Origin of the sequence: Deinococcus piscis (assembly GCF_014653275.1) — a bacterium.
GTDB classification, from domain to species: domain Bacteria; phylum Deinococcota; class Deinococci; order Deinococcales; family Deinococcaceae; genus Deinococcus; species Deinococcus piscis.
On the sequence record NZ_BNAL01000010.1, the window covers coordinates 54,556 to 73,355 of the forward strand.

Here is an 18,800-nt window from a genome sequence, read left to right on the forward strand (position 1 = left end):
AGACAAAAAGTAAAGTTCTGATGTTGAGCGGTTCTGTGTTATGAATATCTGGGTTACGAATGCCTGGGTTGAGCCATCATGCAAGGCGACTCAAAGGCATGATCTTGGATAAAGTGCGCCCCGCCCATATGCTGGCTGGGCGCACTTTTTGAGGCCGCGCCTTAGTTCACGCGGACGGTGAAGTTGACCTGGAAGGTGCTGCCGGCAGCCAGGGTGCGGTCAGCCGGAGCCACACAGACCTCGCCGCCCTTGGCCGTGGGGGTTCCAGCCGCCAGGGTGGTGGGAGCAGTGCTGCTCCAGGTGGCACCGCCGTCGGTGCTGTACACGCCGCCGCCGCTCACGCTGACGAAGGTGGTGTTCATAGGCACGGTGTCACACACGAAGAAATTGGTGACAGGGGCGTTGAAGTTGTTCTTGGCCACGATGGCGTAGTTCAGGTTCTCGCCGGGCAGGGCCGAGTTGCTGGTGGTGTAGCCCGCAGGAGCGGTGATGCCATTGGAGGACGTCTCACCATTGCCACCCTGAACAAACTTGGCCAGGGCCACGTTGCTGTCAGTTACCTGCACAGTCACAGTGTTGGTGGTGTCGGTGGCGGTCAGACCGCTGCCGGTGGTCACGGTTTGGGTGACAGGAGGCGTGGTGCCGGAGACCGCGTTGGCCGGAACCTGCACGGTGGCCACGAAGCAGCCCTGGGCACCAGGTTCCAGCGTCAGGGTGCTGCCCGTACCGTCGGCCACGCCGTCACAGTTGGTGTCGGGGGCGTAGGTCACAGGCACTTCCACCGTACCGCCGCCTACCACAGGGAAAGTCACCGTCGTGGGCTGAATGGTGTAGGTGTCGGTTGCGCCGCCGGTGTTGACCACCTGCATGGGGAAGGTCACGGTCTGACCAGGCTGAGCTGCCGGGTTGGGGTTGTAGGGCGCGTCGGGGTTCGTGCTGGTGGGGATGTTGTCACCGAACAGCAGGCCCGGATCACGGATGATGTTGGTGGTGGTGTCGGTCCGGTCAGGGTTGTTGGTGCTGACCACCGTCAGGGTGGTGGTCTGGGTGTCCGAGACGTTGGGGGTGGTGTCGGTGAAGGGAATGGTGTTCTGGAACGAAGCGCTGTCGCCGGGGCGCAGGCCACCAATCACCAGGTTGCCGCCGACCAGGGTGTAGGTCACGTCGTAGGGCGCGCTGCCATCCGCTGGAGTGATGCTCACCGTGGTGGGGCTGGTGGTCACCGGGGTACCGTCGGGAGTCAGGAAAACGGTGCCAGGCGTGCTGGAAGACACGGTATAGGTGTCGGTGGCATCACCGTTGTTCTGAACCGTGTTGGTGAAGGTCACTGCCGTCACACCGGCATTCACGTTCGCCTGCTGCGAGTCACTGGCGGTGGGGGTGATGGTGTTGCCTGCAGCGTCCGTGTAAGGAGGGGTCACGGGGCCACCGTTGCCGTCGGCGTCGTTACGGGGGCCGATCAGCGCGCCGGAGTCCTGCACGGTCACCTGGTTGTACTGGAAGAACAGGTCAGTGGCCGTTTCGGTCTTCTGAACGTTGGCCGTGCCGTTGTATTCCTGGCCGGTACCGACGGGAGTGGCTCCCACGACAGCGTCAGGTGCAGCGGTGGGGTTCACGGTGTACACCATGAAGAAGTTGACTTCGCCGGTGTTGTTTTCTACAGCAGGGGTGGTGGTGTCATCGCCGTTGGGAGCCACCGTCACGCTGGTGATGGGGGTCGCGGCAGCGATTTCTTCGGCAGACAGGCTGCCGTCGTTGTTGGTATCCGCCGACTCAGGGTAGAAGGTCACGCCAGACACATCGCCGGTCACTTCATTGCCCAGAGAAATGGTCTGGGTGGTGTTACCGTTGTTGACAGCCACGTATTCAAAGGACACGGTGGTGCCGGGAAGCACAGCACGCTGGTAGTCGGCAGGTGCGCCGCCAGGGGTGTTGGTCGTGACACTGTCGCCGCCGCCCACGTAGGTCAGGTCAAAGCCAGCGCGGGGCAGCACAGTGGTGGTCACCGTGTTGGACTGCGTAGAAGTCGTGGCATTGGTCGCTGGGTTGGTGTAGCTGGCAGTCGCAGTGTTGGAAATGGTGGTGCCAGCAGTGGTGGTGGGGGCAGCAGCCAGGGACTGTGCCGAAGCGGCTCCCAGGGTTAGTGCGGCCAGAAGGGCCAGGGTTTTGTTGGTCTGCATAATTTCTTCTCCTTGGGATACTGAATCCCGAACATAAGGGCGGTCACTTAGGTCAAGTCGCTCGCTCCCCCACGAGACCACTCGGTCTAAGACGAGGCTCACCTTAGTTCGAGTGGTCTTACGTTCCACTTACCTCCACGGCCTGGAAAGCGGTTCCAGTTCATGAGCTTGCCTTGCTGCTCTTCACACCCTGGCCAGCGCCAAACTGCCCACCAGCAAGGCTTTTTATGTCTTTTCGCCGTCAAGAGTGAGGAGCCCGGCAGTTCATACTTGGTTTTGGTTCCTTCCAGCTTAACCGTCAGAAGAACGGAAGAGACGCTGCCCGAGCCCCTCTCCCCCGTTCAGCGAAGATGCGGACCATCAAAGCAAACGCCCCCAGCCAGGCCGGGGGCGATGTTGGGACAGCAGATGACTTGGCTCAGGCCAATGGACAAGGGCTCAGAGGCCCAGGTCGCCGGTGCGGCTGCGCTCGACAGGGAGGCCGCTGGCACCATCAAAAGCATCTATTTCCTCAATGAAACGGTCAAAGAGGTAGCGGCTGTCGTGCGGCCCAGGAGCTGACTCGGGGTGGTACTGCACGCTGAACACCGGGTAGCGGGTATGCGCCATGCCTTCGAGCGTCTGGTCATTGAGGTTGATGTGGGTCGGCACAAACTGACCGGCGGGAATAGAGTCAATATCCACCGCATAGCCGTGATTCTGGCTGGTGATTTCTACATTGCCGGTCAGCAGGTTCTTCACCGGCTGGTTGCCGCCCCGGTGACCGAATTTCATCTTGAAGGTCTGGCCGCCTGCGCCCAGTGCCAGAATCTGGTGGCCCAGGCAGATGCCAAACGTAGGCAGCAGGCCCATCATTTCCCAGGCGGTGCGGTGGGCGTAGGTGAGCGCGGCAGGGTCGCCAGGTCCATTGCTCAGAAACAGTCCGTGCGGCCCCAGCTCCATAATCTCGGCGGCGCTGGTGTGAGCAGGCACCACAATCGGCTCAATGCCTACTTCAGCCAGGCGCTTGATGATGGTGTGCTTGATGCCGAAATCCACCAGCACCACGCGCTTGCCTTCGCGCAGGGTGGGATAGGCATAGGGCAGCTCGGTGGTCACCTCGGCGGCCATGTCCAGGCCATCGCGGTCACGGTGGTCGCGGGCGCGGGCCACCAACGCCGCTTCTTCTTCGGGCGAGAACTCGCCGTAAGGGTCTGTGGGATGGGTGAACGAGCGGTGGGCAATGACGCCTTTGACCACGCCCCCGGAGCGCAGGCGGCGGACCAGGGCGCGGGTATCAATCCCCTGAATACTGACCACACCGTAGCGCTGCATGAATTCTTCCAGGCCCTGCTCGGCGCGGTGGCTGGAATAGTCGTGCGAGAATTCACGGCCAATAAAACCGCGCACAAAGGGCCGGTTGGATTCCATGTCGTAGATCGCCACGCCATAGTTGCCGACATGCGGATAGGTCATGGTGACGATCTGGCCCGCGTAGCTGGGGTCGGTCAGGATTTCTTGGTAGCCGGTCATGGACGTGTTGAAGACCACTTCGCCCACTGTCTCGCCCCGGTGTCCGAAAGCGTAGCCCCGGTACACGGTGCCGTCGGCCAGGGCCAGCAGGGCGCGTTCTTTTCTGATCATGCTCATACGAACCTCCATTCGCGCCTCACTGGACGCAATTCATGGTGGAGCCCCGGACGAAGCCCAAAACTCGTTCGCCAGCTTAGCATTCTCGCCCCCGAACACACCGGCCTCCGGGCAGCATTCTGCTCATGCTGGAAGGGTCATGTGCCAAGCCAGGGCCTCTTCCAGCCAGCCGGTGGCCACCGCGTGGCGGACCTGGGGCGTCAGCGGGAGCCGCTGCGCCAGTTCCTGCGGCAGCACGCGCCTGTAGCCCTGGTGCGCCCAGAATCCACCTTCATCCGCCGAAAAAAGGAACACGTCCTGGTCTCCACGTGCCCGCAGCAGCGCGTAGGCTTCGGCCAGCAGCAGGGCCGACCAGCCGCGCCCCCGGTACCCAGCCTGCACCGTAAAAGAACGCAGCAAGCTTGCGCCGCCGCCATGCTCCATGCCCAGAACGGCAGCGGGGCGGCCATCCACCTCGCCCAGCAGGTAGGTGACCTCGCCCGCCAGCGTGACGGATGAGGTGTACATCTCGGCCTGTTCTAGAAGCGTCAAAATGGCTGGCAAGTCACCCGAATCGGCGCGGCGGATGGTCAGGGTCATGTGGGGCAGTATCCCGGAGAGGAGCGCAGCAGGGCAACAAAAAAACCAGCCCGTAGGCTGGCTCTGGTCAAACAAGGCTTAGTTCAGGCGGAAGTTGAGGCCCACGCGGCCATGCAGGGCCACATTGGTCGCGCCGCTGTTCAGGGTCACTTTGGGGCCCACTTCAGCGAACACGCGGGCGTTCTGGTTCACCACGAAGTCGGTGCCCACGAAAGCGCGGGGAGCCACAGACACACCACCGGCGAAGCCTACGCCTACACCAGCGCCGTAGTAAGGAACGAAGCCATTGCCTACAGGGTTACGGTCCACGCGGTTCAGGTAATCCACACCCGCACCGATGCCGCCGTTCTCAAAGCCCACACCCACGCGGTAAGCGCTGTCGGCATCAATGTCAGTCTGATAGTGCACGCCTACACCCAGGCCGGTGCCGGTGTGAACGCCGCCATAGGTGGCAGCGGAAGCGTTGGTGGCAAAAGCGCCACCCAGGATAGTCAGAGCAATCAGAGTCTTCTTCATGCCTGGCATCCTAACCCACAAACCTGATGGGGAAATTTACACAGCCCCCGCTCAGCCTTCAGGCGGGCTTTAGAGAAGTTCGGGGCAGACAGCCGTCAGGATTGTGTCTACCGGTGCCGCACAGAGGCAAGCGCTATGCTGCCCGCCATGAGCATGACGAACAAGGAATTGCAGGCGCTCGTCGCCAAAGCGCGTGGTGGACGGGTGGTCCGCACGGGCTTTGTAGACGGCGGTAGCCTGGACCGGCGGCTGTTGGACGACCCTGAACTCGGCTACCGCCTGGCCGGGGGCTTTCCTGACGCCCGACTGGTGATGCTGACCCTGTACCCGGCGCACATTCCCGAAGTCGAAAGTGGAGTGCATGTGCTGAGCATCACTCCGCTGGGGGGCGTGCCCTGGGATGAGCAGGACCTGCGCGTGCAACTGGGCCGCCTGGACCTGGGCGAAGAGGCACTGGGCGACATTCGCGAAGTGCGCGGCAGCTTTCAGGTGGCAGCAAGCAGCAAGGCCGCCTCTGTCCTGCTGGCCCTGAGCGATCTGGGTGGCCGCGAGGTGACCGTAGAAGAGGTCGGAGAGACAGCGGGCAAGGGCAGCAAGCTGCGCGAAGTGGTGGTGCCCTCTATGCGTGCCGACGTGGTGGGTGCCAAAGGCTTTGGGGTCAGCCGGGCCTACTTTCAGCAGGGCATCAGCGGCGGCAAGGTGCGGCTCAACGGCCAGCCAGTGCGTGCCGGGAGCGAGGTGCGCGAGGGCGACAGCCTCAGTGCCGAGGGCCTGGGCCGGATTGATTTCCGGCGGGTGCTGAACGAAACCCGGCGCGGCAACTACAAGGTGGAGTTGGAAGTCCACCGCTGATGACGGCTTCTTTTCCGGGCCATGACCCTGGCGGGATTGACCTGCGCTCCCGCCAGCCCACCCTAGACCGCAGCCGCCTGCTTGACACCCTGGTGCCCAGCGCCCGCTTTGCCCAGACGCGGTTTGAAACCTACCGGCCCAACCCGGAATTTCCCTCGCAGGAGGCGGCCCGCCAGAGCCTGCAACAGTTCCTGGAGCCGCAGCCCCCCAAAAAGACCGGCATCTGGCCTTTTCAGAAGGTGGTCAAGCCTGCCGGGCGCGGCCTGTATCTGGACGGCGGCTTTGGCGTGGGCAAAACCCACCTGCTCGCCAGCACCTACTACGCGGCGCGGGAACGCAACCCGGGCAGCCGGGTCGCCCTGATGAGCTTTCAGGACCTGATGTACCTGATCGGCGCGCTGAAAATGCCGCAGGCCATAGAGGCGCTGCGCGGCTACGACCTGCTCCTGATTGACGAATTCGAGCTGGATGACCCCGGCAATACCCACATGGCCAACACGCTGCTCGAAGCGCTGATTCCGGCGGGCGTGAATGTGGTCGCCACGTCCAACACGGCCCCTGGTGCCCTGGGCGAGGGCCGCTTTTCCACCACCGACTTTCAGCGGCAAATCGAAGCGATTGCAGGACAGTTTCAGTCGCAGCGTGTGGACGGCCCGGACTACCGCCACCGGGGCACCGCACCGGAGCAGCCGCTCAGCGAGGCAGAATTCAGCCAGTGGCTGTCTCGCCAGCCGCGTGAATCCCTGAGCGTCATCACGGCGGATGAACTGGACGGTCACCTGACAGTGGTGCATCCCAGTCAGTTTGCGGCGCTGCTGGAAGGGGTACAGGCAGTGGCGGTCACGGGCCTGCACCCGCTCAGCGACCAGAATTCGGCGCTGCGCCTGGTCCACTTCATAGACAAGGTGTACGACATGGGCCTGCACGCGGCCTTTACCGGGACCTCGCTGGACACCCTGTTCGACGAGAGCTACCGCCACGGCGCCTTTGCCAAAAAATACAGCCGCTGCCTCTCGCGCCTCTCGGAGCTGCTGAGCGAGGCGCGCCAGGGCTGAACTCTGCACCGTACAGAAGAATCTTATAGAAGAGCGGCGACCCTGCCTGGGGCCACCGCTCTTTGCTGCATCTGAGGTCTCAGAGCGCCGAGCGCAGGGTCGCTCCCAGCGCCGCAATCCCGGCCTCAATCTGGGCAGGGGCCGCGTTGCTGTAGCTCAGGCGCATGGTATTGGCCCCGCCCCCCTGGGCATAAAAGGGGCTCCCCGGCACATAGGCCACCCGGTTCTCCACAGCGCGGGGCAGCAGCGCTACGGTGTCCATGCCTTCGGGCAGCGTGACCCACAGGAACATGCCCCCTTCGGGCTCGGTGAACTGCACCCCCTGCGGGAAGTGCTCGCGCAGACCAGCCAGCATCAGGGCAGCCCGCTCACCGTAGGCCACGCGCACGCGCTCAATCTGGCGGGGCAGCACGTCCTGCACCAGTTCAGCCACGATCATCTGGGTGAGGGTCGGGGTGTGCAGGTCAGCGCCCTGCTTGGCCTGTACCAGCTTGTCGGTGATGGGCGCGGCGGCCTGCACCCAGGCGTCGCGCAGACCCGGCACCAGGGTTTTGGAGAAGCTGGAGCAATAGATGATATGGCTGCGGTCAGGGTCGCCGCAGCGCTCCAGGCTCAGGCTGTACAGGCTGGGCAGCTCCTCGCCCACGAAGCGCAGCTTGCCGTAGGGGTCGTCTTCAATCACCAGGACGCCGTACTCACCGCTCAGCTCCACCAGTCGGCGGCGGCGCTCCAGGCTCAGGGTGCGCCCGGTAGGATTCTGGAAGTTGGGGATGGCATACAGCAGTTTGGGCACTTGCCCTTTGCGGCGCTGCGCTTTGAGCAACTCTTCCAGGGCGTCTACATCAATGCCGTACTCGTCGGTGGGCATTTCCAGATACTGCGGGCCGTAGGGCTGAAAGGATTGCAGGGCTCCCAAATAGGTCGGAGCTTCGACCAGCACCAGGTCACCTTCATTGATCAGCACCTTGCCCAGCAGGTCCAGCGCCTGCTGACTGCCCGTCGTGATCTGTACATGCGCTGGGGTCAGTCCCGGCGTCTGGGCGGCGATCCACTCACGCAGCGGCAGGTGCCCCTCGGTGGTGCCATACTGCACGGCAGCCGGGCCGTAGCGCTCCAGAGCGGCATTGGCCGCCCGCTGGATGTCACCTAGAGGAAACAGTTCCGGGGCGGGCAGACCACCACCAAAGTTGATGATGTCAGGCTGCTGCGTCAGCTTGAGCAGTTCGCGGATGGTACTGGCCTTCATCCGGCGGGCACGGTCACTAAGCAGGGCCGCAAAATCCAGAGCGGCAGGCTCCAGCGACTGCACGGCAGACGTCTGAGTTGTGGTCATAAGGCCCATGCTAGCGCAGGAGACCGGCCTTCAGCGGGTCGGGCCAGGGGGCCAGCACCATGCGGGCGAGTGTGTGAACACGGTAAGAGCATTCGCGGCATAATGAAGCTCTGGTGAACAGAATCTGCTTGCAAAATGTGTTTTCTGTAAATACTCCTGCTAAGCACAGTGATAGTTGGCGTCAAGCCGTGCTGCACTTCCCAGGATGCCTGGCCCCAACCGCCCGGCCTGGAGAGTGCCCACTGCCTTCTCAGAGCGTCCTTGCTGCTTTCCCCTCTGCAGCTGGGACACCCGCTTCTGATACAGCCGCGCCGCACCTCTCCAACGCCCCCTCATCTATCCCCTACGCCCCTTTTCGTCCTCGCTCACTTCCGGTGATTTCATGACTGTTCCTGCTTCCAAGCTTCAGACTGGCCCGCTCTGGCCCCAGGTTATTCAGGACCTGCTGGGTCTGTACGCGCCGCAAGCCTCTTTTCTAGGCCAGCTGGGCGGCGACTACCTGCGCATTACGGCTCAGAGTATCGAGCCCCAGGCTCAGCAAGCGCTGGACCCTCCCGGCGAGTGGCTGGACCAGGGCGTGCTGGACTGGGTGAGCGTGGACGGGCATCTGCTGGGTCTGCTGTGGTCGCCAGAAGGCGTAGGGCCAGAAGTCACCCAACTGTTTGACCGCTTGCTGGCCAACCAGCAGGGGGCGGCTTCCTGCGCGGACTTTGAGCTGCTGCTGACCCAGCTGCCTCAGCCCACCGCCTGGCTGGACATAGACCTGCGCGTGCTGGAGACCAGCCGCAGTTTCCTGGCTCTCTTTGGCCTGGAACGTGCCGCTGTGGTGGGGCAAAATATCCGCCAGCTGGACCTGCCGATTCAGGTGCGCTACCTCGAGGAAGCTGTGCAGGGCCGCCAACCTGAGTGGCCCGAGTGGGAAACCACGGACCCCCGCGACCCAGACCGCTCGCTGTGGCTGCAGTCTACAGTGCAGCCTTTTTTTACTGGGCAGCAGTCGGGACTACTGTGGAGCTTGCAGGACATCACCGAAGAACGCGAAAAAGGCGAGTGGCTCCGCTCCTTGCTGGACGGCCTGGGCGTGCCTGCCGCCGTCATCAACCTGGGCGGCGAAATCCAGCAGGCCAATCAGGCCCTGGGCGAGCTAAGCGGCCTGGAGGGCCTGACGGGCGAGTGCCTGCAAGACCTGGCCCTGTTCAGTGAAGCTGGCAAGCGCACCGTGCAGGGGCTAATCACGTTGGCCGCCGAAGGCGGCGCGGCGCTGGCCCATCCCGAACGACGCCGGGGCCAGCCGCTGACGCTGGAGCTGCGGCGTTCGGCCACGCGCCCGGACCTGCTGGTCGCCCAACTGAGCGAAGGCCGCGCTGCCGGGGCCGTCAAGGCCACAGCGGCCAGCGAAGATCACGCGCTGCTGCAAGAAGTCCTCAATCAGCAGCACATTGCCACGCTGCTGGTAGACCGCAGCGGCGTGCTGCGGCTGATCAACGACCAGGCCGCGCAGCTTTCGGGCACCGACGCCGCACGGCTGCTGGGCAAAAACCTGCGCCGACAGCTGGAACTGCTGGGCATCAACCTGCTCAGTCCCAGCGGCGAACCGTTTCAACATGACCCCTGGACTGCCCCTCTGCCCTATAGCACCGAGATGATTCTGGAGACGCCGGGACAGGGCCGCCGGCCCATGGCGCTGAACATCGGCCCGGTCAGCTCCACAGGTCAAGCTGGCGAGTCGCGGGCTGTCCCCACCGACCTGCTGATGATCACCCTGCGTGACCTGAGCGACCTCAAGCGGGCCCAGGCACAGGCCACTTATGGCGCTTACCACGACCAACTGACCGGACTGTACAACCGCGCTGGCCTGCGGCGGCTCCTGGCACAGCCGGAGACCGCTCAGAGCGGCACGGTGGTGGTGGTGGAGCTCGAGGAATACGCCGCCATGACCAGCGCCACTGAAGCCACCGCAATTCATCACCTGCTGATGCAGCTGGCGGCCAGCTTCCGCAGTCTGGCGGCCACCCACCAGGGCGAAGCAGCGCGGCTGGGTGACGGCACCTTCGCACTGTGGCTGCCGGGACTGACCATGAAGCGCGCCCAGCTGACCACCGAGCAGGTTACGCAGTCCAGCTTCCGGGTGGGCAAGTCCACCACCGGCCTGTCCTTCGCTACCGGCCTGGCTGAAACCAGCGGCCAAAGCCCCGACACTGCCCTGGGCAACGCCGAGATTGCCGCCCAGTACGCCCGGCGTCAGGGCCGGGGCCAGGTCACGCCCTACCACGACGAGCTGCGAGTACAGCTGGCCGAGACGTTCCGGCTGGAACAGTCGCTGCGCGATTCGGTCAGCAGCGGCCAGCTGAAGCTGCACTATCAGCCCACCCTCAGCCTGAGCAGCGGCCAGATCGCGGGGGCCGAGGCCCTGCTGCGCTGGGAGCGAATCAGCACGCGGCTGTCGCCTCACGAACTGCTGGAACTGGCTTCACGCCTGCGCCTGCTGCAACCGCTCAGCGACTGGGTGATGCGCGAAGCCATGCAGCAGCAGCGTGCCTGGAATGAGCTGTGGCCCAACCTGCGCGTGGGCATCAACGTCAGCCTGGAAGAGCTGCGGCAGCCGTCGGCCCTGGGGGCGCTGTGGCCGCTGCTGGAGCAGCTGGAGCAGCAGGGCAGCCCCCTGCCCAACATCGAAATCAGTGCGGCCAGCATGGTAGATTTCCGCCAGCAGGACGCCGGAGTCTTGCAGCAGCTGCACGAGGCGGGCGCGGCGCTGTGGCTGGACCATTTCGGAGAAGGCGTGATGAGTCTATCGTCCCTGACCGAGTTCCCGCTGACTGGTCTCAAGTTGCACCCACAAATGATCAGTGGTCTGGAACGCGGCGGACGCGGCCCCGATCTGGTGGCCGCCACCCTCGACATGGCCGGGCGGCTGAATTTGCAGGTCACGGCGGTGGGTGTGGAAACCCCCGGCCAGCTGGACACCTTGCAGCGCCTGGGCTGTCATCAGGCGCAGGGCTACGCGATTTCGCCGCCTCTGGGAGCCACGGCCCTGAACGACTGGCTGCGCGATCACACGCCCGGCAGCGTCCCGGCTCATACGCCTACGCTGGAGCCTGGCTCGGTCTGAAACCGAAGCCTGGAAGCACGCACTGCATCCCGCAGGACAAAACGTGGTGTTAGCCGGACTTGTAAAGCGGCGCAGCAGAGAACTGCTCTAGACTGACGCCCATGCTGATTTACGGACGCAACCCGGTCACCGAAGCCCTGAGAGAAGGGCGCGTAGAGGAAGTGCTGCTGGCGCACGGCGTAGAAGAAGCGTTTGCCCGCCAGCTGCGCGCTCTGGCTGAGCAGGCTGGGGTCCAGGTGCGTCAAGCTCCCCGCATCGAGCTGGATCAGCTGGCGGGTACCACCGCCCACCAGGGGGTGCTGGCCGAAGCCGAGGAGCTGAGCTGGAGCGCGCCCCAGGCCATCTGGGACCTGGCCGAGCAGCGCGGCGAAGCGCCGCTGCTGGTGCTGCTGGACGGCATTACCGACCCACGCAACTTCGGGGCCATCGTGCGCTCAGCCGAGGTGCTGGGGGCGCACGGCGTGGTGGTGGAAGAACGCCGCAGCGCTCCCCTGAGCGCCGTGGTCGCCAAGACCGCCGCCGGAGCCACCGCCCACTTGCCACTGGTGCAGGTCAAGAACCTGCCGCGCTTTATCGAGGAGATCAAGGCCCAGAATGTCTGGGTGTACGGCGCGGCTGGCGAAGCGGCGCAGCCCCTGGAACGCACCGACCTGAGCGGTCCGGTGGCCCTGGTGGTCGGTTCAGAAGGCGACGGCCTGCGGCGACTGGTGCGCGAGCGCTGTGACGGCCTGGTCAGCATTCCGGTCCGCGGCCAGGTGCAGAGCCTCAACGCCAGCGTGGCGGCGGGCATCCTGATCTACGAAGCAGCACGCCGCCGCTGAGAGGTGGAGGGTTCTGCCGCGCCGATGGCAAGGCGGCGGCAGCACACCGGACCCAGCCCCCTTACACGCAGGCCAGCAGCACGCCGCTATGGTCCCGCAGTTCGAGCCGGGGGCGGCGCTCATCGGACATCCAGCGCAGCACCTGAAGCAGATCATCGGACTGAAAGACCACCTCGCGGCCAGCGCCTTCGGGCCAGATCACCTGATAGCGGCACTGTTCGGCGGGCGGCTCCCAGGCGCTGCCCTCATCTTCCTTGACAAATGCTCGCGACATCGTTCTAGCCTAGCCCGGCAGCTAGCCCAGGCGGTGAACCAAGCGGCCACCGCAACTTTAGGTATCTGCAGGCAACAGCCGCCAGGCCGCATATGACCGCATCACATCTGTGCTTCTAGCCTTGCCACAGCCTCTCGCTTGGCTCCCTTCAGTCAGTCGCTCTGGGGACAGGCCCGGGGTCTATGCCCCTGTTTCTGTAGGGCTCTACAGGTCCGACATGCTGCGCTTGGGCACCAGCCGCAGCTGCGCCTCACGCTCCTGGCCGCCGCGCAGGTAGCGCACGGTGACGGTCTCCCCTACCCCAAAGCGCTGCAACTCGCGCACCACATCGCTGGCGTTGCGGGTCCGCACCCCCTGCACGCTGATGATGATGTCGCCAAACTCCAGCAATTGCCCGGTCTTGTCATCGCGCTGCGCTCCCCGTAGCCCCGCTTTCTCGGCTGGGCTGCCGCGCGCCACCCGCGATACCACGCCGCCGGGCGTCTCGGTCAGGCCGTCGTGATAAAGGTCGAACACCAGGCCCACCACGCCCCGGTCCTTTTGCAGACCATCCTTGAGGGCCGTGATGAGGGCGTTGCCTTCTACGGTAGGTACAGCGTAAGAAGTCTCGGTCGTGCCCGCCTCATCCACGCGGATATAGCTGACCACCCCAATCACTTGCCCCAGCCCGTTGATGATAGGCCCGCCACTGTCGCCGGGGGCCAACCGGGCGTTCATTTCCAGGGTCCCCTGCGGAAAATCAGCCCGGCCCGAAGCCGCTTCCAGGCGCAGCAGGCGGCCCTCACGCGGCTGGAGAAAATCGCCGCCACTGTTGCCAATCGCCAGCACACTCTCGCCCACCTGGGGCGGACGCGGCGAGAGGTTCAGATATGGAAAAGGGCCTTTGGCATCCACTTGCAGCAGGGCCACGTCAGCCGCAGCATCAAAGGCCACCAGCCGCGCCGGGTAGCGCTGGCCGCCGAGCGTCTGCACCTGAAAGAGCCGCCCCTCGCTCACCACGTGGTAGGCCGTCAGCAGCTGCCCACCCGGCGAGATAAAAAACCCGGTGCCCAGCCCCATGGCCATAGAGCCGGGGTCCAGGCTGCCCAGCCGCACCACCGCCGAGCGTGACCGCTCGAACAGCCGCAGGGTTTCTTGTGGCAACGTCGGCAGCGGCACCTGAGCAGGGGCCGACGCCTGAGCCGGTCCACGGAGCGGTTCACTGCCAGGTCCACCCACTCCACCCAGTCCGGCCATGCCACTGCCCGGCGCGGGCAGGACATAGGCCAGCAGCGCCAGCAGCAGCAGGGCTGGAAGGCGAAACCAGGGCAGCGGACTCACAAGGTCTAGTGTAGCGACTCCGCCGCCCGCCAAGGCCCCCCCAGAACAATCGCTTAACCTGCCCGCGTTCCGCGCCCTGCTCCCTCTGACGGGGCTCCTTGTTTCTCGGCGGCCACTCCTGCATCTTCTCCAGCCGCGCAGGAGTAGGCTATCTGCCTGATGTCCGCCCCTTCTGACCCTCACCTTCCAGCTGACCCGCACTCCCCAGACCCCGCCCCGACTCCTTTCTCCGTGCGCCTGCTCAGTCCGGCGCAGTGGGGGCTGCTCAGCGTCACCTTTTTGATGTGGGCTGGGTTCTTCCTGATTATTCCGCTGGTCACAGTGCATTTCGTGGGCGGGTTGGGCTGGGCCGCCGGGGCCGTGGGCGTGGTGCTCGGCGTGCGGCAGCTGGCCCAGCAGGGCCTGACCGTATTGGGCGGGGCCTGGGCTGACCGAGTGGGCCCACGGCAACTGATCCTGTGGGGCTGCTTGCTGCGGGCCGCAGGATTTGCGGGCATGGCCTTTTCAGATACGTTCACGGCGCTGCTGCTGTCCAGTCTGGTGGCTGGCGTGGGTGGAGCCCTGTTTGACGCGCCCAAAAGTGCGGCGCTGACCGCCCTCACTCCGGTGGAATACCGCCCGCAGCTGTTCAGCCTGCTGAGTGTGGCAGGCAACCTGGGCATGGTGCTGGGGCCGCTGCTGGGGGCAGCCATGATCGGCCTGGGGTTCCCTACCGCCGCGCTGATCAGTGCCAGCGCCTACGTGCTGTGCTGGCTGATCCTGCGCCTGACCCTGCCGGATGTGCGGCCCACACAGAGCGGCGGCGGGGGCCTGGATGGGCTGCGCCACGCTGTACGTGACCGGCGTTTCGTGCGCCTGACGCTGGCACTGATCGGGTACTTTTTGCTCAGTACGCAGCTGAATGTGGCTGTGACGCTCAAAGCCGTGGCCCTGGCCGGCACTGGCGCGACTGGCCCACTGTACGCGCTCAATGCCGGGTTGGCGGTGGCGCTCCAGTATCCCCTGCTGCGCTGGGCCGAAGGTCGCTTCCGCGCCCGCACCATCCTGACCGCCGCCGTGACCCTGGTGGCCCTCTCGCTGGGCCTGATGGGCTTTGCAAATACTTTTCCGCTGCTGCTGGCCTGCACGGCCCTCTACTCGCTGGGCACCATGCTGGTCTTTCCCACCCAGCAAACCCTGGTCTCCCGCCTCGCTCCGCCGGAACTGCTGGGCAGCTACTTCGGCTTCAGCGCCATCAGCCTGGGGGTGGGCGGCGCACTGGGCAACGTGCTGGGCGGCAGCCTGGTGGACTACGGCGCGGCGCTGGGCTGGCCGGAGCTGCCCTGGCTGCTGCTGATGGCGACAGGCTTTCTGACTGTGGCGGCGCTGCGCTGGGCCCTGAGAGAAGTGCCTGCCGCTGCCCCCGGCCAAGATCCGGAGCAGACGCAGAACCAGGGAGGCCAGGACCCAGGCTCGGGTCACTCAGCCCGCTGAACAGCGCTGCGGGCCATGCTCTGACGGCGCAGCGACTGCACCCCTGCTTCCAGCGTGAGGTCACGGCCCTGCGCCAGCGCCCGCAGGAACGCCTCGCCACTCTGGGCACTCAGGTCGGGCCTGACCTGCACCGGGTACGCCTGGCCGCCGGGCTTGGAGTAGTGCAGGGTGGTGATCTGGAGGCCTGCCCCACCGACCAGCGGGAACACACGGGTGGCCGTGTTGCCAACTCCGGAAGTCGGGGCACCCACCACCACGCCGCGCCCCGAGCGCTGCACCTCATAAGCGAAGAACTCGGCGCACGACGCACTGGCTTCATCAACCAACACGGCCAGTGGTCCGCTCCACTCCTGCGGGCGACTCACCCGGCCCACCAAGACGCCGTCATCCCAGCGGCGGCCCCCGGCCACCCGCGTCACCGATTGCCGCCCCGCGCTGTGGGCCACCCGGCTGAATTCTGGTACAAAGGCGCTGGCTGCCAGGTCGCACTCCAGCAGGCTGCCGCCGGTATTGCCGCGCAGGTCCACCACCAGGCCACCTGCTCCACCACTGCGGGCCTGCCCCACCTGCTCATGCACGCGGGCGGCCACCTCTCCCGCCGACAGAAAGGTGGGAATGCGGATGACGGCGGTGCGCCCCTGCACCCCACGCTGGCCGCTCACCCAGCTCAGGCGCGGGGGGTCGGCAGCGGCTGTGCGGGCCGCCGTCAGCTGCACACTCAGGCGCTGGCCCTGGCGTTCCAGACCCAGCGTGATGGGTGCTGCACTCTCGCGGGCGTCGGACAGGTCGCTGTAGCGGTAGGGCTTGCCGGCAAGCTGCCACAACACGTCGCCCCGGCGCAGTCCGGCCCGGTCAGCGGCGCTCCCCGGCACCACCTCGGTGATCAGGCGGCGCTCACCGTCCAGCTCGGCCAGCTTGAAGCCAAACTGAAGCCGCTGTCCCCCCAGCGCACTGCTCACGAAATCCTGGTACTCGTCCGGCCACTGCAAAAAAGTGTGCGGGTCGCCCAGCGCGGTCAGCTGCGCCTCAATGACCGGATAAGCCGTTTCGGCGGGGCAGCGCTGGCCCTGCCCCTGACAGACGGCCTCCAAGCGGGCACGGTATTCCTGAATCAGCGCGGCGCGGTCGACCCCCGAAAGCCCCGCGTAGTCCCCTTGCAGCCGTCCAGCTACCTGCTCAAAAGCCTGCTGGGCGGGCGAACTGGTGGGCCGCACCAGAGCGGGTGCAGTGACCGGCGGCGCAGCCAGCGCCCCCAGAGGCCGCGCCGGAATCGCTGCAGCCGCGCTGGCCGCCCCAGGCCAGGCCAACAGGGCGGCCAGCAGCAGCAAGGAGGAGTGGCGAACGCGGCCCTTCATGACCGCAGTATGGCGCAGGATGCTGAGACCAAATGAAGCGGCGCACGGAAGCCGGGACATGAGCAGACACAGATACACAACAGGCGCAGCAGGCAGACAAAAAATGAAGGCGCTTCATCAAACTGGCATAATTCGTGCACAACTCCACCTTCAGCATGAGTTGTACGGCCCGCCCCCGGCGAGGTCCGATTCATTGTCCGCCCCGACTTTTGCCGTTCTCACCCACTTACGGCCCGGCCCACGCCGCGCCGCAGGAGCCCCACGTTGATAGAAACCCTTTTTGGTTGGATGAGCCACCCCGAAGCCTGGCTGGCGTTCGGCACCCTGCTGCTGCTCGAACTGATCCTCGGCATTGACAACATCGTCTTCATTTCGATTCTGAGCGGCAAACTCCCGCCGGAGCAGCGAGACCGCGCCCGTACCATCGGTCTGCTGGGCGCGGGCCTGACCCGCCTGATGCTGCTGGCCTCTATTGCCTGGGTGATGACGCTCACCAACACCCTGTTCACGGCCTTCGGGCACGACTTTGCTGGCAAGGACCTGATCCTGATCGGCGGCGGTCTGTTCCTGATCTACAAGGCCACCAAGGAGATGCACGAGCAGCTTGAAGGCCCCCACGAGGAGGCGGACGCCAGCGGCGCACCCGTCAAGTCGGCCCGCTCCATTGGCTTTACCTCCACCATCGTTCAGATCATGATTCTGGACATCGTATTCAGCCTCGACAGCGTGATTACGGCGGTGGGCATGGCCGAGGACATCGGCGTGATGGTGGCGGCAGTGGTCGTCACCGTGGCGCTGATGCTGGTGGCCGCCAAGCCGATTGGCGACTTTGTGCAGGCGCACCCGACGGTCAAGGTGCTGGCGCTGAGCTTCCTGCTGCTGATCGGCGTGAACCTGATCGCCGACGGCCTGGGCTTCCACATTCCCAAGGGCTACACCTACTTTGCCATGGGCTTTTCGATTGCGGTGGAGCTGTTCAACATGCGCCTGCGCAAAAGCTATCCGGTGGAACTGCACGGCTCAGGCCGCGAACCCCAGGTCTGATTTTTCCCTTTTCCCCTCCCCCTTCTCCAAAAAAGCCCCCGCTGCGCACAGTGGGGGCTTTTTTGTGGGGTAATGTGTGCCGGGAACCGGGCCAGCTTTAGGCTTCCCAGTCGAGGCTGAGGGTGGTGTGGCCGCGCACTTCACGGTCCTCGGCGGCTTTGCCCAGGATGAAGAAGGTCGGGGCCCAGTGGCCGATAAACAGGCCGTCGCGCTCATCGCCACTGTCTTCATTGGTGAGGTAGCGGTAGGCACTGGCGGCCACCGAGGCGTAACCCAGGGCATACATCAGGACAGAAGCTTTCAGTTTCATGGAGTCTCCTAGAGCCGGTCTGAGGGAATTTCGGGGCTGATGATGTGGCTCTGTCCCCGAAGTATGCGCCGCTGTCCCCTGCCCCTGCCTTGAGCTGCTGCTTAGGCTTGTGGGCCTCAGCCCAGGCTCACTGTGTCACCTGCTCCTGGCGCAGGTGGTCGGAGCGGTTCACCCAGCCCACCAGCGGTCCCCACTCAGCGGGCGCGGCTGGCCCCGGCAGCGTGAGCAGTGTGGTGCCGGTGTTCACCACCCGGAAATACGCGTTGCCATGCGCGATAAAGTGCCGCAGCAAAAACTGCGTGAAATGCCCATGCGTGACCAGCGCCACCGTGTCGCCCTCGCCGTGCCCAGCCCGCAGAGCCTCTACCACCCGCGCCGCCCGCGCCGCCAACACGCTGTCATCTTCCGCGTACTCCTCAAAGCCCCCGGCCCAGGCCGCGCCCGCTTCCAGCTCCGGCGGCCACAGCAGCGCGGGGTTGTCGGCCAGCAGGTCGGCGTGCGACCTGCCCGGCACTGCGTAGGGCGTGCGGTCCTCGCCACGCTCGAACAGCCCGCCCGCCTCGTACGCCAACGCCAGCCCCTGCACACTCAGCCCCAGCGCCTGCGCCAGCGGAGCCGCCGTCTGCACCGAGCGGCGCATCAGGCTGGAATAGAGGTGCGTCACGCTCTGCCAGGTGGCATCGGTGCGGGCAAAATCAGCCAGTGCCGCTGCCTGAGCGTGGCCCAGCTCGGTCAGGGGTGGGTCAGCGTGACGGCCTTCGCTGCCGCCGGTTTCTGCGTAGAGCAGGTTATTGGCGGACTGGGCGTGACGGATAAGGAGGAGGTTCATGAGGGGGAGTATGACAGCCATCATTACTAGGTAATACTTCCTAAACAACGTGAGCTCAGTACCCGACAACTTCATATCCAGACGTGAGGGACAGCAAAAACAGACCTCGCTCCCCGGT

Annotated in this window: 16 protein-coding genes; 6 read left to right on the forward strand and 10 right to left on the reverse strand. The window is 65.1% G+C overall.

Translation table 11 applies throughout. The features are described from left to right. Nucleotides 1-161: 161 nt before the first annotated feature. From IE158_RS05655 to IE158_RS05670, 4 genes are all read right to left on the reverse strand, one after another. The gene (locus IE158_RS05655; RefSeq protein ID WP_189642696.1) at nucleotides 162-2,180 is read right to left on the reverse strand and encodes a DUF11 domain-containing protein; all 2,019 of its coding nucleotides are present in this window, start codon (nucleotides 2,178-2,180) and stop codon (nucleotides 162-164) included. Nucleotides 2,181-2,618: 438 nt separating this feature from the next. Next, a complete protein-coding gene (gene carA / locus IE158_RS05660; RefSeq protein ID WP_189642697.1) occupies nucleotides 2,619-3,803 on the reverse strand; it encodes a glutamine-hydrolyzing carbamoyl-phosphate synthase small subunit in 1,185 nt (394 codons plus the stop codon). A 129-nt stretch (nucleotides 3,804-3,932) separates the two neighbouring features. Next, nucleotides 3,933-4,388, reverse strand: coding sequence for a GNAT family N-acetyltransferase (locus IE158_RS05665; RefSeq protein ID WP_189642698.1), 456 nt, complete (start codon nucleotides 4,386-4,388; stop codon nucleotides 3,933-3,935). 78 nt (nucleotides 4,389-4,466) lie between these two features. Beyond that, nucleotides 4,467-4,904 (reverse strand): hypothetical protein, encoded by a 438-nt coding sequence (locus tag IE158_RS05670; RefSeq protein WP_189642699.1) that lies wholly within the window; start codon nucleotides 4,902-4,904, stop codon nucleotides 4,467-4,469. A gap of 147 nt (nucleotides 4,905-5,051) precedes the next feature. Here IE158_RS05670 and IE158_RS05675 point away from each other — a divergent pair, with 147 nt between their 5' ends. Both IE158_RS05675 and zapE read left to right on the forward strand, forming a co-directional pair. Then, nucleotides 5,052-5,756 carry a S4 domain-containing protein gene (locus tag IE158_RS05675; protein WP_229838925.1) on the forward strand — a complete coding sequence of 235 codons (705 nt, stop codon included), beginning with the start codon at nucleotides 5,052-5,054 and terminating at the stop codon, nucleotides 5,754-5,756. After that, nucleotides 5,756-6,811, forward strand: coding sequence for a cell division protein ZapE (gene zapE, locus IE158_RS05680; protein WP_189642701.1), 1,056 nt, complete (start codon nucleotides 5,756-5,758; stop codon nucleotides 6,809-6,811). The genes IE158_RS05675 and zapE overlap by 1 nt, the downstream gene beginning before the upstream one ends. 79 nt (nucleotides 6,812-6,890) lie before the next feature. On the opposite strand, the gene IE158_RS05685 is transcribed toward zapE, so the two are convergent. Next, complete coding sequence (locus IE158_RS05685; RefSeq protein WP_373295828.1) at nucleotides 6,891-8,144, reverse strand: aminotransferase-like domain-containing protein; 1,254 nt, start codon at nucleotides 8,142-8,144, stop codon at nucleotides 6,891-6,893. A 382-nt stretch (nucleotides 8,145-8,526) separates the two neighbouring features. Between IE158_RS05685 and IE158_RS05690 the strand changes: the two genes are divergently transcribed. Together IE158_RS05690 and rlmB are read left to right on the forward strand one after the other, a co-directional pair. After that, complete coding sequence (locus IE158_RS05690) at nucleotides 8,527-11,256, forward strand: EAL domain-containing protein (RefSeq protein ID WP_189642703.1); 2,730 nt, start codon at nucleotides 8,527-8,529, stop codon at nucleotides 11,254-11,256. 101 nt (nucleotides 11,257-11,357) lie between these two features. Then, nucleotides 11,358-12,077: a 23S rRNA (guanosine(2251)-2'-O)-methyltransferase RlmB gene (rlmB, locus tag IE158_RS05695; protein ID WP_189642704.1), complete on the forward strand. Its 720-nt coding sequence runs from the start codon at nucleotides 11,358-11,360 to the stop codon at nucleotides 12,075-12,077. 61 nt (nucleotides 12,078-12,138) lie between these two features. Here rlmB and IE158_RS05700 read toward each other — a convergent pair whose 3' ends face one another. Continuing rightward, entirely contained in the window at nucleotides 12,139-12,351 is a 213-nt protein-coding gene (locus IE158_RS05700) for a hypothetical protein (protein WP_189642705.1), read from the reverse strand. A 204-nt stretch (nucleotides 12,352-12,555) separates the two neighbouring features. Then, nucleotides 12,556-13,671, reverse strand: a complete 1,116-nt coding sequence (locus tag IE158_RS05705; RefSeq protein ID WP_189642706.1) for a S1C family serine protease — start codon at nucleotides 13,669-13,671, stop codon at nucleotides 12,556-12,558. A gap of 159 nt (nucleotides 13,672-13,830) precedes the next feature. On the opposite strand from IE158_RS05705, the gene IE158_RS05710 reads away from it, so the two are divergent. Then, nucleotides 13,831-15,144, forward strand: coding sequence for an MFS transporter (locus IE158_RS05710; RefSeq protein ID WP_229838926.1), 1,314 nt, complete (start codon nucleotides 13,831-13,833; stop codon nucleotides 15,142-15,144). Here the strand turns inward: IE158_RS05710 and IE158_RS05715 are convergent. Further along, entirely contained in the window at nucleotides 15,129-16,499 is a 1,371-nt protein-coding gene (locus tag IE158_RS05715) for a S41 family peptidase (protein WP_189642707.1), read from the reverse strand. The two genes, IE158_RS05710 and IE158_RS05715, sit on opposite strands and share 16 nt — an antisense overlap. 264 nt (nucleotides 16,500-16,763) lie before the next feature. Here IE158_RS05715 and IE158_RS05720 point away from each other — a divergent pair, with 264 nt between their 5' ends. Further along, entirely contained in the window at nucleotides 16,764-17,543 is a 780-nt protein-coding gene (locus IE158_RS05720; protein ID WP_189642708.1) for a TerC family protein, read from the forward strand. A 97-nt stretch (nucleotides 17,544-17,640) separates the two neighbouring features. Here IE158_RS05720 and IE158_RS05725 read toward each other — a convergent pair whose 3' ends face one another. Both IE158_RS05725 and IE158_RS05730 read right to left on the reverse strand, forming a co-directional pair. Beyond that, on the reverse strand, nucleotides 17,641-17,853 hold the full coding sequence (locus tag IE158_RS05725) for a hypothetical protein (RefSeq protein ID WP_189642709.1): 213 nt from the start codon (nucleotides 17,851-17,853) through the stop codon (nucleotides 17,641-17,643). Between the two features lie 127 nt (nucleotides 17,854-17,980). After that, complete coding sequence (locus IE158_RS05730; protein ID WP_189642710.1) at nucleotides 17,981-18,682, reverse strand: histidine phosphatase family protein; 702 nt, start codon at nucleotides 18,680-18,682, stop codon at nucleotides 17,981-17,983. Between the last annotated feature and the right edge of the window lie 118 nt (nucleotides 18,683-18,800).